The organism is Streptacidiphilus sp. MAP12-16 (assembly GCF_041262165.1).
GTDB lineage: Bacteria > Actinomycetota > Actinomycetes > Streptomycetales > Streptomycetaceae > Streptacidiphilus.
This window is the reverse complement of sequence record NZ_JBGCBY010000037.1, coordinates 43,403-59,100: the sequence shown is the minus strand read 5'-3', so window position 1 is coordinate 59,100 and position 15,698 is coordinate 43,403. Positions and strand designations below refer to the sequence as shown.

15 protein-coding genes are annotated in these 15,698 nt (G+C 70.5%); 9 read left to right on the top strand and 6 right to left on the bottom strand.

The features are described 5' to 3' along the window. Nucleotides 1-79 precede the first annotated feature (79 nt). Nucleotides 80-715 carry a TetR/AcrR family transcriptional regulator gene (locus tag ABIA33_RS33800; protein ID WP_370087179.1) on the top strand — a complete coding sequence of 212 codons (636 nt, stop codon included), beginning with the start codon at nucleotides 80-82 and terminating at the stop codon, nucleotides 713-715. 21 nt (nucleotides 716-736) lie between these two features. Here the strand turns inward: ABIA33_RS33800 and ABIA33_RS33795 are convergent, their stop codons facing one another. Next, the gene (locus ABIA33_RS33795; RefSeq protein ID WP_370087177.1) at nucleotides 737-2,425 is read right to left on the bottom strand and encodes a SpoIIE family protein phosphatase; all 1,689 of its coding nucleotides are present in this window, start codon (nucleotides 2,423-2,425) and stop codon (nucleotides 737-739) included. A 240-nt stretch (nucleotides 2,426-2,665) separates the two neighbouring features. On the opposite strand from ABIA33_RS33795, the gene ABIA33_RS33790 reads away from it, so the two are divergent. Together ABIA33_RS33790 and ABIA33_RS33785 are read left to right on the top strand one after the other, a co-directional pair. Then, complete coding sequence (locus ABIA33_RS33790) at nucleotides 2,666-2,992, top strand: STAS domain-containing protein (protein WP_370087175.1); 327 nt, start codon at nucleotides 2,666-2,668, stop codon at nucleotides 2,990-2,992. A gap of 263 nt (nucleotides 2,993-3,255) precedes the next feature. Then, nucleotides 3,256-3,483 carry a hypothetical protein gene (locus tag ABIA33_RS33785; RefSeq protein WP_370087173.1) on the top strand — a complete coding sequence of 76 codons (228 nt, stop codon included), beginning with the start codon at nucleotides 3,256-3,258 and terminating at the stop codon, nucleotides 3,481-3,483. A 370-nt stretch (nucleotides 3,484-3,853) separates the two neighbouring features. Here the strand turns inward: ABIA33_RS33785 and ABIA33_RS33780 are convergent, their stop codons facing one another. Beyond that, nucleotides 3,854-4,087, bottom strand: coding sequence for a hypothetical protein (locus ABIA33_RS33780; RefSeq protein ID WP_370087171.1), 234 nt, complete (start codon nucleotides 4,085-4,087; stop codon nucleotides 3,854-3,856). A gap of 163 nt (nucleotides 4,088-4,250) precedes the next feature. On the opposite strand from ABIA33_RS33780, the gene ABIA33_RS33775 reads away from it, so the two are divergent. Together ABIA33_RS33775 and ABIA33_RS33770 are read left to right on the top strand one after the other, a co-directional pair. Then, complete coding sequence (locus ABIA33_RS33775; protein WP_370087169.1) at nucleotides 4,251-4,763, top strand: hypothetical protein; 513 nt, start codon at nucleotides 4,251-4,253, stop codon at nucleotides 4,761-4,763. Nucleotides 4,764-5,141: 378 nt separating this feature from the next. Then, the gene (locus ABIA33_RS33770) at nucleotides 5,142-6,641 is read left to right on the top strand and encodes a carbohydrate-binding protein (protein ID WP_370087167.1); all 1,500 of its coding nucleotides are present in this window, start codon (nucleotides 5,142-5,144) and stop codon (nucleotides 6,639-6,641) included. A gap of 208 nt (nucleotides 6,642-6,849) precedes the next feature. Here the strand turns inward: ABIA33_RS33770 and ABIA33_RS33765 are convergent, their stop codons facing one another. Continuing rightward, entirely contained in the window at nucleotides 6,850-7,995 is a 1,146-nt protein-coding gene (locus ABIA33_RS33765) for a LacI family DNA-binding transcriptional regulator (protein ID WP_370087165.1), read from the bottom strand. A gap of 91 nt (nucleotides 7,996-8,086) precedes the next feature. Beyond that, nucleotides 8,087-9,133: a sphingomyelin phosphodiesterase gene (locus ABIA33_RS33760; RefSeq protein WP_370087163.1), complete on the bottom strand. Its 1,047-nt coding sequence runs from the start codon at nucleotides 9,131-9,133 to the stop codon at nucleotides 8,087-8,089. A 237-nt stretch (nucleotides 9,134-9,370) separates the two neighbouring features. Here ABIA33_RS33760 and ABIA33_RS33755 point away from each other — a divergent pair, with 237 nt between their 5' ends. The 4 genes from ABIA33_RS33755 (at nucleotide 9,371) to ABIA33_RS33740 (ending at nucleotide 14,233) form a co-directional block, all read left to right on the top strand. Beyond that, a complete protein-coding gene (locus ABIA33_RS33755) occupies nucleotides 9,371-10,513 on the top strand; it encodes a N(5)-(carboxyethyl)ornithine synthase (RefSeq protein ID WP_370087161.1) in 1,143 nt (380 codons plus the stop codon). A 132-nt stretch (nucleotides 10,514-10,645) separates the two neighbouring features. Further along, nucleotides 10,646-12,667: an FAD-dependent oxidoreductase gene (locus tag ABIA33_RS33750; protein WP_370087159.1), complete on the top strand. Its 2,022-nt coding sequence runs from the start codon at nucleotides 10,646-10,648 to the stop codon at nucleotides 12,665-12,667. A gap of 90 nt (nucleotides 12,668-12,757) precedes the next feature. Continuing rightward, nucleotides 12,758-13,303 carry a PadR family transcriptional regulator gene (locus ABIA33_RS33745; RefSeq protein ID WP_370087157.1) on the top strand — a complete coding sequence of 182 codons (546 nt, stop codon included), beginning with the start codon at nucleotides 12,758-12,760 and terminating at the stop codon, nucleotides 13,301-13,303. A gap of 84 nt (nucleotides 13,304-13,387) precedes the next feature. Then, nucleotides 13,388-14,233: a TrmH family RNA methyltransferase gene (locus ABIA33_RS33740; protein WP_370087155.1), complete on the top strand. Its 846-nt coding sequence runs from the start codon at nucleotides 13,388-13,390 to the stop codon at nucleotides 14,231-14,233. Between the two features lie 21 nt (nucleotides 14,234-14,254). On the opposite strand, the gene ABIA33_RS33735 is transcribed toward ABIA33_RS33740, so the two are convergent. Further along, nucleotides 14,255-14,680 carry a VOC family protein gene (locus ABIA33_RS33735; protein ID WP_370087153.1) on the bottom strand — a complete coding sequence of 142 codons (426 nt, stop codon included), beginning with the start codon at nucleotides 14,678-14,680 and terminating at the stop codon, nucleotides 14,255-14,257. Nucleotides 14,681-14,695: 15 nt separating this feature from the next. Continuing rightward, nucleotides 14,696-15,664 (bottom strand): helix-turn-helix domain-containing protein, encoded by a 969-nt coding sequence (locus ABIA33_RS33730; protein ID WP_370087151.1) that lies wholly within the window; start codon nucleotides 15,662-15,664, stop codon nucleotides 14,696-14,698. Nucleotides 15,665-15,698: the final 34 nt, after the last annotated feature.

Below are 15,698 nucleotides of genomic sequence, written 5' to 3'. Positions count from 1 at the left end.
AGACTCGTTCGAAGACTCGTTCCATTAGCTACTCGATCGGTTTCGTGGCCGAGGTATCACCTCGACTACCATGTCCCCTATGGCCACGCCGTTGCCTGACGACCGCTCGCTGCCCTTGCGCGAGCGCAAAAGGGTGCGCACTCGCCGGGCGCTGGCAGAGGCGGCGCTGCGGATGTTCAGCGACAGGGGGTTCGAGGCGACGACGCTGGAGGAACTGGTCGACGCGGTGGAGGTCTCCAAGAGCACCTTCTTCCGCGCGTTCCCCGCCAAGGAGGCCGTGGCGATCGAGGCCGAGGCCGAGCTGTGGTCGGCGTACGTCGCCGCGCTGGGGGAGCGCGAGCTGTCGGGAGTCGTCCTCACCGCGCTGCAGGACACCCTCGCCGCGACGGCGACCGCGCTGGAGCCCGGGTGGGACGAGCGCTATGTCGCCACCCGGCGTCTGGTGCTGTCCGTGCCGGCTCTGCTCGCCTACCTGGAACACTTTCGCGCCGGCATCGAGCGGCAGGTCACCGCCTGCCTGGCCGACAAGCTCCAACTCGACCCCGAGGATCTCCGGCTCCACGTGCTGGCCGAACTCACCACCACCGCTTGGAGCGTAGCCGCCCGCGACTGGGTCCGCCGCGACGCGGAGGGCGGTCGCCCGGCGCTCGTCGAACGCCTGGAGGGAGCCTTCAGGGCCATCCCGGCAAGCCTGGACCTGTCCGTTCCCCCGTAGCTTCGCGCCTGGGGCCCAGGACTACGACGCGGGCGGCTGGATGCGCGCGGCGAGGACGGCCACGTCGTCCTCGGTGCCGTCGGCGACCAGACGCGAGAGCAGGAGGTCGAGGATGTCGTCCAGCGGTGCCTCGGTGGGCAGGCGCAGCTCCGCGAGGCGGAGCAGGGACCGGTCGATGTCCTCGCCGCGCCGCTCGACCAGGCCGTCGGTGTAGAGCAGCAGGGTGCGGCCGGGGCCGCAGGTGCCCGTGAAGGAGCTGTAGCCACCGAACCCGCTGCCCAACGGCGGCCCGGCGGGGACCGGCAGGAGGTTGAGCTGGTTGCCCGCGCCGAGCACGGCGGGCGGCAGATGGCCGGCGCTGGAGTAGGTGCACACGCCGCTGGCCGGGTCGGCGAGCGCCAGCAGGCAGGTCGCCGGGCGTTCGCTGGCGACCTTCGCCATGAGCAGGTCCATCCGCTCCAGGATCAGGTGCGGCGGCAGCTGCTCCTCGGCGACCACCCGCAGCATCGCGCTGTAGTGGCTCATGTCCACCGCCGCCGCCACGCCGTGTCCCATCACGTCCCCGATGACCAGCAGGGTCCGGCCACGGGGCAGCCGCACGCTGTCGAACCAGTCGCCGCCCACCAGGGCGGTGCTGCCCGACGGCAGGTAGCGGGAGGCGATCTCCATGCCCCGGTGCGGCAGGTTGGGCCCCGACAGCAGGGCGCGTTGCAGCTCCAGGGCGATGTGGTGCTCGTGGGTGTAGCGGCGGGCGTTGTCGAGGCTGGTGGCGGCGCGTCCGGCGAGGTCCTGCGCGGCGACGACGTCCTCGTCGGTGAAGCCGGGGGAGTCCCCGGCGCGGATCATGGTGGCGGTGCCGACCGGCTGGCCGCGGGCCGACAGCGGCACGACCAGGGCCGAGTGGATGCCTGCTGCCCGGTAGGCGGCGACCCGCTCCGGGTTGGGCGCGGCACGGCTGACGGACTCGTCGGTGAAGAGGTTCTCCTTGATCGGACGCCCGCTCGCCAGGCAGCGGGGGATGGCCGAGCCGGGCTGGTAGTCCACGTGCTCGCCGGGTCTGCCGAAGACCCGGACCCGGTCCCGCAGCTCCGGCCGGGCCTCCATCGCGGCGCGGCGCAGCCGCAGCACTCCTGGCGGCGCGGGGCGCATCCCGGCGGCGAGTTCGTGCGGGATCACCTCGACCGTGGCGACGTCGGCGAGGTCGGGGACCAGGAACCGGGCCAGTTCGACGCAGGTGGTATCCATGTCGAGGGTGGTGCCGATCATGGTCGTGGCCCGGTCCAGCATGGCCAGGCGCGCACGGGTCCGCTCAAGGGCCTGCCGCTGCTCCCACGCGTCGGTGATCTCGAGGACGATGCCGACGATGCCGAGGACGTGGCCGTCCTCCTCGAGCCGGTGGTAGGCGCCCTGCCAGTAGCGGCGCTCGTGGGAGGAGGTGGCCCGGGTGTGGCCGCTGGAGGTCACCTCGCGCGGGACGCCGTCGGCGAGGACCTGGCGGAGCACGTCCTCCCGGGCGTCGATTCCGGGCAGCATCTCGGCGATGGTGCGGCCGAGGTGTTCGGCGGCAGGGGCGCCGTTCATCCGGGCCAGGGTCGGGTTGACGTAGGTGTAGCGCAGGTCGCAGTCGAGGACGCCCACGCCGGCGGTGGTGCCGTCGAGTACCTGGTGCAGGATCTGACTGGCGCGCGGGGAAGAGGCGTCGCTGAACACCGGCGCCCTCCTCGCTCGTCACGTGTCGCGTTCGCAGGGCTGGCTCCCGGACCTGCCTCCATGATGTGGTCCGGAATCGGGCCCCGCACGCCGAGCTGCTCGCGCCGGGGAACCCACCCGTGGCCGCACGCGGGTGTGAGAAGCTGCGTGCAAAGACCCGGCTCTGGATGTGACGACGGCATATTCAGCAGCCCGGATCCCAACTACATTGAATTCTCAAGCAGTTGGGGAGGGGGCGGCGTGAGCGGTGACTTTCGCCTGGTGGTCCTCGTCCTCGGCCGGGGGAGTATGGCACAGATCCTGCTCGCGGGAGAGCTGGATCTGGACGCCGGCCCCGAGCTGGAGCTGAGCGTCGCGCAGCTGCTGGAGGACCCCCAGGTGCGGCGGATCGAGATCGATGTCGCCCTGGTCGAGTTCTGTGACGCAGGCGGGCTGAGCGCCCTGCTCACGGCGCGGAAGCAGGCGCACGACCGGCAGGTCCCCCTGTATCTGATCCAGATCCGCGCGGCGCTGCGGAAGGTGCTGGACGCGGCCGGGCTGGACCAGCTCCTGGGTCCACCGGACTGACCGCGCGCCGCTCCTGCCGCAGCGCGGGCGGATGCGTTGAGGGTGCTGGTGATTTGCACGTCAGGGCTTGGTACGGCCGCCGTGCTGGTGCTGTCGTTGCTGGGCGCGTGGGCAACCGAAAGCGGACCGTATCCACCGCTGCATGATGGCACCGCCGGTCGAAGCCCGACGGACCCGACAGACCCGACGGACCCGACGGATACGTGCGCCTGACAATCCGGACTCGGGATGCCGAGCTGCGCCGTTGCCGCCACCCTGAGAACATGAGCGACACGCAGCACCATCACGCGCATGTCGTCGTGCACCCCGTCGTCGACGCCAGCCCGCCGTTCCGGCGTGTGGAGATCCTGGGCACGCAGGTCGGCAAGGCGTACAGCCTGGTGGACGTGGTCGAGTTCTGCCGCCGCGCCGGCATAGAGGACCTCGACGTCGAAACGTCCGGCAACGTGCTGTGGATCGGCGGCGGCCCGCACCAGTGGGAAGCCGAGTAGCCCGTCCGGGCATGGCGAAGGCCCCGGCTCGCTGACCGGGGCCCTCTGCTGTCACGCCTTCGACGCGTGAACCGCAACCAGTCGATGAGCAACTGCTGCCACCACGGGCGGGTGCGCGCTTGTGATGTCACGGCGGTCATCGTGCACCATCCCTCCACCGCTGTGCCTGCATGCGTCGAGAGTTGCGGGGCATGAGTGTCGGGTCCGGGGCGGTCTGCGTTACTGGCGGCCACAGGCCGCCCCGGAAGAATCGTTACGGCTCGTGGCAGGGAGGGCGCCCGGCTTGGCCGAGTGCCCGATCTGGGGTATGCGAGGACCTTCTGCCGGTCGACGGTCAGCGCCCCGCTCGACTCGCGCGGCTCGACGCCGTTCAGAGCCCGGACCATTCCCCGGGCCGGTCAACCCAGTAGACCTGCGCGGGATCATGAAGGTCAGTGCCGGGCCGGTACTGCTCGACGAGTGCCTCGAACTGGGCCTGGGTGGCGCAGGGCTCGGTGAGCTCCACACCGTCATGCCGGACGATCCGGACCTGCCGGAACCGGCCCTCGGGGAAGAACTGCGAGATGTGGACGGGTGCTGCTGCGGCGTTCGGCGGTGAGGTCATGCCATCAGCCTCACTCCGGGATCGGTGCGCTGCACCTCCTGAGCCTGGGCGGGAGCAACCCAGCACCCGATGCCCTACGACACACCACGGTCAGCGCAAGATCCGCGGCACGCGTCAGGGCGGAACCTACCCTCGCTCTGACGTAGCCACGAAGGGGACCAACGTGAATCGCAGCATCAAGCGCGCGGCCGTTCTGCTCACCGTGCTCGGCATGTCCTGCCTGCCCGGAACTGCGATCGCAGACGCGCGCGGAGCCGGCACCACCGTCGTCGGCGACGGCAACCAGGTCGCCGGAGGGGACATCTTCAACGCCGGTCACGACAACATCGTCGGCTCGGGTGACGTGGGCGGCGGAGTCGGCGCAGGTGCCCCCTCGGCCGACAAGGTGGTGCTCATCCTGACCATTGAACCCAACTTCTTCGCCCGTCTGGTCAGTCACACGGGCGACGCCGTGTTCCCGGAACTTCTGGTCGGCGCGATCCCTGGCGTGGTCAGGTTCACCACCAGCGGCGCGGCGGCCATGTCGACCGCTGTCTATGACGGGGGCTCCGCCGCACCGCGCTATGCACTGACCCTGCTCGTTTCCGCAGACGGCACTCCCACAGTGTCGTGCACCCCCGTGGCCCGATGCCGAGTCAGTAACCAGGGTGACACGCCGATCGTGACCATGTCCTAGCCGAGAGAGCGGGGTTTGGTGCTAGGCAGGGCTGCTCGAGGATCCACGGGACGGGCGGTCACGGTGACCGGGACGCGCACCGTCGGGCGTGCCACGCGAGAACCGCAAGCAGGCCGAGGGATGACGACGGTCGAGGAGCGCGCTTCACAAGTTGAACACGGTACTGCATCTTGACGATCCATCAGACCGGATCGACACTGCCTTACGGATCCAGGAGCTCCTTGTTCTTGGAATGAGAGCGCTTCCAAAACGTTGATTCCCAGGCCGCGGTCAGCGCGAGCGCTTGTATTCCTCACTGAAGTGTCGTCAGACCCCTTGTCCTACCAACAAGGCGTTCACCTCACGAAGCAACACCAAGCAAAGGGAAGGGAACGACTCATGCGCAGATCCACCCGTCCGCGCCGACGCCTGCTCGCGTTGCTCACCGCCGTGATGCTGCTGCTGGCCGGAGTGATCGGACTGGCCGCCACCGCCAGCGCCGGGAGTGCCGCTGCGGCGGTGCCCCCCGCGCCCAGCGGCTGGACCACCGTCTTCAGCGACGACTTCAACGGTGCGGCCGGGACCGGCCTCAACACCGCGAACTGGCTCTACGACACCGGCACCAGCTACCCGGGAGGAGCCGGGAACTGGGGTACCGGCGAGGTGGAGACCGCCACCAACTCCACCGCGAACGTCTACCAGGACGGGGCGGGACATCTGATCATCAAGCCCATCCGTGACGCGGCGGGGAACTGGACCTCCGGACGCGTGGAGACGCAGCGGACCGACTTCGCTGCCCCCGCCGGAGGCGAGCTTGAGCTCAGCGCCTCCCTGCAGCAGCCCAACCCGGCTGCCGGCACCGGCTACTGGCCCGCGTTCTGGGCGCTGGGTGCGGCGGCCAGGCCGGTCGGGGCCACCAACTGGCCCGGGATCGGCGAGCTCGACATCATGGAGGACGTCAACGCCCTGAGCCAGCACTCCGCGACGCTGCACTGCGGGGTGGACCCGGGCGGGCCCTGCAACGAGACCACCGGCATCGGCAGCGGACTCCAGGCATGCGCGGGATGCCAGACCGGCTACCACACCTACTCGGTGATCCTCGACCGGACCAACACCGCGGCCGAGCAACTGCGCTTCTACCTCGACGGTGCGCAGACTTTCACGGTGAACGAGAGCCAGGTCCCCACGGCCACCTGGCAGGCGGCCGTGGACCACGGCTTCTTCGCCATCTTCAACGTGGCCATCGGCGGGGCGTACCCCAACGCCATCTGCGGATGCGGTTCGCCCACGGCGGCGACCAGTTCCGGCGCGGCGATGAGCGTGGACTGGTTCGCCGCGTACGAGAAGTCGCCCGGCGGCAGCACCGGCACGCCCACCCCGACGCCCACGCCGACCCCGACCCCGACGCCCACTCCCACGCCGACCCCGACCGGCACCGGCGGAGGTGGGGGCGCGTCCTGCACCACCACTGCTGTCGCCGACATATCCGCTGACTGCTTCAGCGCCGCGCACGGAACCGTGTCCGTGCAGGCGGCCACCGGAGACTCCAACCCGGCGGGCGTCGACGGCAACCAGGTGGCGCAGCTGTCCAACGGCACCTGGCTCAAGTACAGCGGTGTGAACTTCGACAGCGGCTCCAGCCAGTTCCACGCCAGGGTCGCGTCCGGGGCCGCGGGCGGGGTGAGCGGACTGGTCGAGGTGGTGCTCGACAATCCCGCGAACGCCCCGATCGGCAGCTTCGCCGTCGGCAACACCGGCGGCTGGTCGTCCTGGCAGACCGTTCCGGCCAACATCACGACCACCACGGGGACGCACGACGTGTATCTCGAGTTCGCCTCGCAGGCCGGAGGCAATCCGCCGTACGTGAGTCTGCACTACGTCAGCTTCCCCGCGCACTGAGCGAAGGCGCGGCGGTCTCTTAGACCGACCGGCGAATGGGGGGAGGCGTCGCGGGCAAGGGGGCACCTCCCGCCCGAAGGGTGGGGGAGGCTCTTGCCTGGCCGGGTTGTCGTCAGTCGCCAGTGCTCCGCAATGGCTCCCTCCTCCGCCCCGCCCAGACTCGGCCCTCGACCCGCTCCTCCCTCCACCCCCCATTTGCCGGTCGGTCTTAGCTGGAGGACCGGACGACGAGTTGGGCCGGGGTGACCACCGAGGTCAGCCCGGTCGAACCGGCGTCCGGGTCCAGCCGCCGCAGCAGCAGCCTGGCCATCAACCGGCCCATGTCCTCGATGTCCTGACGCACCGTCGTCAGCGGGGGAGCGGACCACGGGGCGACGCTCTCCTCGTCGTCGAAGCCCACCACGGCCACGTCCTCGGGCACCCGGAGGCCGCGCTCGGCCAGCGCGGCGAGTGCTCCCACGGCCATGAGGTCGGAGCCTGCGAACACGGCGTCGAGGTCCGGGCAGCGGGCGAGCAGTTCGTCCATCGCCCTTCGCCCTCCGGGCGCGGTGAAATCCCCCTCGGCGACCAGTCGGGGGTCGGTGTCCGGGAGGACGTCCCGGTACCCCTGGAGCCGGTCGGCCGCCGAGGTCTGGTCGAGCGGCCCGGTGATGACGGCGATCCGTCGGCGTCCCCGCTGCACCAGGTGCTCGACGGCCATCCGGGCGCCTCCGCGGTTGTCGGCGTCCACATAGAGCGGGTCCACGCAGAGCTGATCCACGTAGCGCGGGTCCACGTAGCGCGGGTCCACGTACGGTGGGTCCCCGTCCTGGGGCCCCGGCCCGGCCGGGTCCACCCAGCCGGGCCGGCCCCCGTAGACCGTGGGGAGGGCGAGACCGTCGACGATCGCGGGCAGCGGATCGTCGCGGTGCAGCGAGAAGATCAGCGCCCCGTCGACATGGCCGGCCGCGAGGTATCTGCCGACCTGGGCGTAGTCCCCGGCCTCGGTCACCAGTAGCAGAACCAACTGGACGGCGGAGGCTGACAGTTCGCGGCCGATGCCGCGCAACTGCCGCGCGAAGAAGGGGTCGGAGAAGATCCGGCTCTCCGGCTCCGCCACCACCACCGCGACGGCGTCGTGACGACGCGTCATCAGCGTCCGGGCCGCCGCATTGGGGATGTACCCGAGCTCGTCCACCGCCTGCCGCACCTTCACCTGCAGGCTCGCGCGGACCCCGGCCCCGCCGTTGACGACCCGGGACGCCGTCGCTCGCGACACCCCGGCCAGTGTCGCCACCTCCTGCAGGGTGGGACGTACGGCCGGGGGCGTCGCTCGCTGCCCGTTCGACAGAATGGACTCGCTCGATTGCGTCATCAGTGCACCAGGGTCTCCGCGCGCTGTGGTGCGCCACGACCGGGGTGGAACCGGCTCCGCCCCCGCTCACACCCTAGGTCAACTTCGGGCCTCAGCCCAGGGAGAAGGTGGCCTCGACCGGGTAGTGGTCGCTGGGCGCGTTGGTGTCCGTCTGGCCGGAGGCCCATCCCGCCTGCGGGTCGAAGTCGATCGCCACCGTGGGCAGCGCGAGCGGCACCGGACGGCCCGAGGCGTTGAGGTAGCCGATGTAGTCCAGGTCGTCGACGTAGGTGCTGGGGAAGCTCTCCACCCCGGCCATGTACTGGCACCAGGCGGAGACCGTGCAGTCCATGGTGCCGAGGGTCTGCGTGGGGTCGGTCGCCGGGGTGCCGAGGACGCCGCCGACAGCGGACTGGGCGTTGGCGTAGTCGCCGCGCGCAGCGCCGTGGCTGTACTCGACGTTGAGGTCGCCGCCGATCAGCACCGGTGCGCTGCTGCCGACGATGCCGTTCACCCAGCCCTGGATCTCTCCGAGCTGGGCCAGCCGGGTGGCCTGCGTGGTGTTGGTGGAGGTGTTGGACTGGTCGGCCTGCAGGTGCGTGCCCACCACCCAGGTCTTGCGGCCGTCCTTGTCGATCTCGGCCAGGGCGGCGCCCTTGTTGGAGTTGTAGTCCCAGGTCCCCGAGGTGGAGTTGGAGAAGATGTGCGCGTACTGGGCGTCGATCGGGTACTTGGAGAGGATCATCGTTCCGCCGTTGATCACGAACGGGGAGTTGGAGCAGTCCCCGCTGATCCCGTTCCAGCCGCCGCCCGAGCAGCTCTGCCCGACGACCGGGGTCCGGTACGGGTAGAGCGCGGCGAGCTTGCTGCTGATGTCGCTGGTGGAGCTGTGGTTGAAGAGCTCGTCCAGGATCACGACATCGGCGTTGTGGCTGCGGATGATCGCCTCCACGGTGGGCGTGCGCTGCGCGGCCTTCTCGTTCTCGACGCTGTCCACGACGGCCGTGCCGAGGTCCACGTTCCAGGCGAACACGGAGAGGGTCGCAGTCGACTGGGACGCGGCCGCCAGGGCCGAGGCGGACTGGGTGGCAGTGCCGGTGAGCAGCATGGCCGCGGTGGCGGCCAGTGCGACGGTCGTGGCGGAACGACGCGTGGTCAAGAGGGTCTCCTGGGGTGGCGGACGAACCTGGCCCGGGCCGGCAGAAGCTCGGCGGGGGCATGACAGACGCAGGTTAGCTACTCGTCGGTAAGAATGGGAGAACAGTGCATGATCAATGTCGATCGGGTTACTGAAGACCGAGCGGTTCTCGGCACCCCCTGGCGCCGCCGGGCCTGATTTCTGACCGTTCGCGATTTGTGCCGCTGTGCTAAACAGGCAGTAACCAAAGGGGCGCACGTGCACCAGCTCACACTCGGGGTCATAGCGCGGTCACGCAAAGAGAACGAGCGTCGACTGCCGATCCATCCGTCGCACTTCGAGCGCATCGACGCGGACCTCCGGGGGCGGATCTACCTCGAGCACGGCTACGCAGAGCGCTTCGGCGTCTCCGACGAGCAGCTCGCACCTCTCGTCGCGGGATTCCGCTCGCACGAGGAGCTCGTCGCCGAGTGCGATGTCATCCTGCTGGCCAAGCCCCTCGCGGAAGAGCTCGCGGAGCTGCGCGAGGGTCAGGTCCTGTGGGGCTGGCCGCACTGCGTCCAGGACGAGAACGTCACCCAGTTGGCGGTCGACCTGCGACTGACGCTGATCGCCTTCGAGGCGATGAACCACTGGACCAGCGACGGCTCCTTCAACCTGCACGTGTTCCACAAGAACAACGAGCTGGCGGGCTACTGCTCGGTGCTCCACGCCCTGCAGCTCGCCGGTTCGACGGGCGACTACGGCCGTCGGCTGCGCGCGGCGGTGTTGGGCTTCGGCGCGACCGCGCGCGGAGCGGTGACCGCCCTGAACGCCCATGGCGTGCACGACGTGGACGTCCTCACCCAGCGCGGTGTCACGGCGGTCAGCTCGCCGATCCACTCCGCGCGGATCGTGCAGTTCGACAACGACGACGCCGACCCCCGCCGCAGTACCGCACTCACCGACGACGGCCGGGTGCCGCTGGCCGAGTTCCTCGCCGACCACGACGTCATCGTCAACTGCGTCCTGCAGGACACGGCGGCGCCGCTGACGTTCCTGGTCGACGAGGATCTCGGCACGCTCGCGCCGGGCACCCTCGTCGTCGACGTCTCCTGTGACGAGGGCATGGGCTTCAGCTGGGCGCGACCCACCTCGTTCACGGAGCCGACGTTCGTCGTCGGCGACAACGTCGTCTACTACGGGGTGGACCACAGTCCGTCCTACCTCTGGAACTCTGCCACCTGGGAGAACAGCGAGGCCCTGCTGCCCTTCCTGCCGGCGGTGCTCGCCGGGCCCGACGGCTGGGAGTCCAACGAGACCATCCGGCGCGCCGTCGAGATCCGCGACGGGGTCGTTCAGAACCCCGCCATCCTCGCGTTCCAGCACCGTGCGAAGGAGTACCCGCACGCGCGGGAGTGAAGAGACCTGGTGCAGGGCCACCCGCCCGGGGTCTGCCGGTGGCACCCTGAGCCTTCCGCTTCTGCACCTTGTTGCAAAATGGGCTCGGTGCGCTCTACCTTGTGGCGACGACGTCGCCGCGAGGAGAAGCCCATGAGCGAGTACCCCCACCTGCTGAGCCCCCTCGACCTGGGCTTCACCACGCTGCCCAACCGGGTGCTGATGGGATCCATGCACGTCGGCCTGGAAGAGGCGGAGCGCGGCTTCGAGCGGATGGCCGAGTTCTACGCGACTCGGGCACGCGGCGGGGTGGGGCTCATGGTCACCGGCGGGATCGCGCCGAACGAGCAGGGCCGCCCGTGGTCCGGCGGCGCCAAGCTGACCACCGAGGCCGAGGCCGAGCAGCACGCCACGGTCACCGCCGCCGTGCACCGGGAGGGCGGCCGGATCGCGATGCAGATCCTGCACTTCGGCCGCTACGCGCACCACGCCGACCTGGTCGCCCCCAGCGCCCTGCAGGCTCCCATCAGCGGCTTCACCCCGCGCGCGCTGGAGGACGCGGAGGTCGAGCAGACCATCGAGGACTTCGTCCGGGCGGCGGCGCTGGCCCAGCTCGCCGGGTACGACGGTGTCGAGGTCATGGGCTCCGAGGGCTACCTGATCAACGAGTTCATCGCCGCGGCGACCAACCACCGCACCGACCGCTGGGGCGGTGACTACGGCAACCGGATCCGCCTCGCCGTGGAGATCGTCCGCCGGGTCCGCGAGCGCGTGGGCGCGAACTTCATCCTCATCTACCGCCTGTCCATGCTCGACCTGGTCGAGGGCGGCTCCACGCTCGACCAGGTGATCACCCTCGCCAAGGAGGTCGAGGCCGCGGGCGCGACCATCATCAACACCGGCATCGGTTGGCACGAGGCCCGCATTCCCACCATCGCGACCTCGGTGCCGCGCGGCGCGTACACCTGGGTCACCCGTGAGGTCATGGGTTCCGTCGGGATCCCGCTGATCACCACCAACCGCATCAACACCCCGGAACTGGCAGAGCAGTTGCTCGCGGACGGCGTCGCGGACATGGTCTCCATGGCCCGGCCCTTCCTGGCCGACCCCGACTTCGTCGTCAAGGCCGCCCGCGGGCGCGCCGACACCATCAACACCTGCATCGGCTGCAACCAGGCCTGCCTGGACCACGCCTTCAGCGGGAAGATCACCTCCTGCCTGGTCAACCCGCGGGCCTGCCACGAGACCGAGTTGGTGCTGACCCCGACCCGGCGGCGCAAGCGCGTCGCCGTGGTCGGCGCGGGGCCCGCCGGACTCGCGTTCTCCGTCGCGGCCGCCGAGCGCGGCCACTCGGTGACCCTGTTCGACTCCGCCGACCGGATCGGCGGTCAGCTCAACATCGCCCGCCAGGTCCCCGGCAAGGAGGAGTTCGACGAGACCCTGCGCTACTTCCGCGCGCAGCTCGCCCTGCACGGGGTCGAGGTCCGGCTCGGCACCACGGCCACCGTCGCCCTGCTCGACGGGTCCGACGGCTCCGACGGGTCCGGCGGCTTCGACGAGATCGTCGTCGCCGCCGGCGTCACCCCCAGGACCCCGGAGATCGAGGGGACGGATCACCCCAGCGTCCTCACCTACCTCGACGTGCTCCGCGACAAGGCCGAGGTCGGCGCGCGGGTCGCGATCCTCGGCGCGGGCGGCATCGGCTTCGACGTCGCGGAGTACCTGACCGACAACGGCGACGACTTCTACGAGCAGTGGGGCATTGACACCGACTACCGCAACCCCGGCGGCCTCCAGCCCTCCCGGCGCGGTCCCTCGCCCCGTACCGTCCACCTGCTCCAGCGCAAGACCGGCAAGGTCGGTGCGGGCTTGGGCAAGACCACCGGATGGATCCACCGCACCGAGCTGAAGCACCGCGGAGTCACCATGATCCCCGGCGTGACCTACCAGCGCATCGACGACCAGGGGCTGCACCTCCTCGTCGACGGCGAGCGGCGGCTCCTCGAAGTCGACACCGTGGTGCTGTGCACCGGCCAGGAACCGCGCCGCGACCTGTACCAGGAACTGTTGGCCGCCGGCCGCACCCCGCACCTCATCGGCGGCGCCGACGTCGCCGCCGAGCTCGACGCCAAGCGCGCCGTCCAGCAGGGCACCGAACTCGCGGCGGCCATCTGACACCGCCCAGGCGGGTGCTGGAGCACCCGCCTAGAATCTCCCTCCGACGGACCCTGGACGCCGACGAAACCTGAAGAGGCGCAGCACCACATGTCGCTACCGCATGCCATCCTCACCGCCCTGCTGGAGAAGCCGTCCTCGGGGCTGGAGTTGACGTGCCGGTTCGACAAGTCGATCGGCTTCTTCTGGTCCGCGACCCACCAGCAGATCTACCGCGAGCTCAGCAGACTCGAGCTGGGCGGACTGATCCGACCGGTGCCGCAGCCGCCCTCCCGAGGGCAGCGCAAGGAGTACGAGGTGCTGCAGGCGGGCCGGGACGAGCTGACCGCCTGGGTGGCCGAGGGCCAGGACCCGAAGCCGATCCGCGACGCGCTGCTGCTCCGCCTGCGGGCGGCAGCCGTCGTCGGCACGCACGGCCTGGATGCCGAACTGCGCCGCCACCTGGCGGTGCACCGGGGGCAGCTCGACGAGTACCTCGACATCGAGAAGCGGGACTTCCCTCCGGAGCGGTCGGCCGACGAGAACCGCCTGCACCATCTCGTACTCCGGGCCGGAATCAGCCTGGAGACGTTCTGGATCGAGTGGCTCGGTGAGGCCCTGCAGTCGTTCCCCGAGACGGATCCCCAGGTCAGCTGATCGTCTGCGGGATGGTTCCCGGCCAGACTCATCCCGTGCGCTTCCGGCAACCAGGACCATGCGCGGCAGGGCAGACTCAGGTCCATGCCGACTCTCCGGATGACCTCACGCAACGCACGCTTCCAGCAGTTGCAGGCGTTACTGACGAACCGCAACAAACGCCAGCGCGCACGGGAGTTCCTGGTGCACGGAGTGCGCCCGATCACGCTCGCGAACGAGCGCGGCTGGCCTGTGCGCACGCTCCTCTACGACGGTGAGCGCCCCCTTTCGCGCTGGGCGACCGAGCTACTCGGCAGCTCCCGCGCCGAGTGCGTCGCCACCGCCCCAGAACTGCTCGCCGAACTGGGCGAGAAGAACGACACCGCGCCCGAGATCATCGCCGTCATGGAGATCCCGGCTGACGACCTCGACCGGATCAGGGTCGCCGACGACTTCCTCGGTGTCCTGTTCGACCGGCCCACCAGTCCCGGCAACATCGGCTCGCTCATCCGCTCGGCCGACGCGTTCGGCGCCGACGGGCTGATCGTGACCGGCCACGCCGCCGATGTGTACGACCCCAGGTCGGTCCGCGCCAGCACCGGATCGCTGTTCGCCCTGCCCGCCGTCCGTGTCCCCTCCCAGCGTGAGGTGACCACATGGCTGGACGGCAAGCGGGCCAAGGGGCGTCCGGTGGTCGTCGTGGGTACGGACGAGCACGGTGAGGCCGACGTCTTCGACTTCGACCTCACCGGGCCGACCCTGCTGCTCGTCGGCAACGAGACCTCGGGTCTCAGCTCCGCCTGGCGCGAGCTGTGCGACCACACCGTGAGCATCCCGATGACCGGCAGCGCGAGCTCGCTGAACGCCGCCAACGCGGCGACGGCGGTGCTGTACGAAGCGTCCCGGCAGCGCATCGCCGCCGCGCGGCGGCCGCGCCGAACCGGTGTCTGAGCAGCAAGCGGTGACGCGACGTCAGTTCTTCTTCGCAGCCTTGCGCGGCTCGCCCCGGTAGGTGCCGAAGCTCCAGCGGTTGCCCTCGGGATCGCGGGCGGCGAAGTCGCGGGAGCCGTAGTCGGTCACATGGAGTTCGGTGGTGATCTCGGCTCCGGCGGCCTTGGCCCGGGCGCACACCGCGTCGGGGTCGTCGGTGACGACGTACGCGCCGAATTGGCCGGGGCGCAGCGCCCAGGTGTCGGCAGAATCCTCCGGGCGCACCGAGCCGAGCATGATCCCGCCGCCCGGCGGCCAGGCGAGCTGGGCGTGGTCCACGCGCTCGCCGTCGCCGTAGACGACGACCTCCTCGAAGCCGAAGGCGTCGACCAGGAAGCGGATCAGGGCTCTGGCGTCGTTGCTGCGCAGGGTGGGCCAGACCTGGGGTGCGGGTGTCATGTCGTCCATGGGGACCGGACCTCCTCAATGGCTGCCGGTTCGGGTGGTGCCGCCGGCGATGGGCCCAGTCTCGCCCGGTGGGGTGGCCGAAGGCTTGGACATTTCGGAACCGGGGTCGTCCGTGTCCCTCGGGTTCTCGGCCGCGAGCCAGTCGCTCGGGGAGCATCCGGCGAGGGCGTGGAACTCGCGGCTCAGATGTGCCTGGTCGTAGTAACCGCAGGTCGCGGCCACGTCGGCGAGACGCTGCCGTCCGGGCAGCATCCGCCGGGCGCGGTCGAAGCGGACCACCCGCGCGGCGGCCTTGGGCGTCAGCCCGATGTGCTCCTGGAAGCGGGCGGCCAGGTGCCGGCCGCTCCAGCCGACCTCGGCGGCCAGCGCGGCGGCCGGTGCGGTCCCGCCCGAGCTCAGCAGTACCCGCCAGGCCCGGGCCACCTCGGGGGTCGGCGTTCGCGCTGGCTCCCGCGCCAACTGGGCTTGACGGAGCAGCAGTTCGTCGAGGACTCGGAAGCGTCGATGCCAGGTCGGCGCGGCCTGGACGCGCTCCTGGATCTCCGCGGCGAGGCGGCCCAGCACGGCGTCGGCGGGGAGGTCGAGTCCCGCGAGCTCCCCGGCCGGCAATCCCAGCAGGGTACGGGCGCCCAGCGGGGCCAGCGCCACCTGGATGCCGGACTGGCTGCCCTCGTGGGCGATCAGTGCCGGTGTGGTGTGCAGCCCGCCGAGGAGGGTGGAGTAGTCGCCGGGGGCCTGCCGCGGGTCGGGGTGCCGCAGCAGGGTGAGCGGGTCGTCGAGAGTGAAGATCAGCGTCAGGTAGGGGGAGGGGAGCCCCCGATGCAGCGCCGGGGGCAGGCCCGCCTGCCGGTAGCCGGAGTACCAGGCGACGGACTCGCGCAGGGCCGGGCAGGCCCGCTGGTGGACGGACTCGTCGACGACGCCGGTGAGCCGTCCGGGGGCCGGTCCGGGGCCGTGCCCTTGCTGCTGCGGCGTACCGTCCACTCTGCCCAGTATGCCCCGGCTCGCTTCCGCCGGC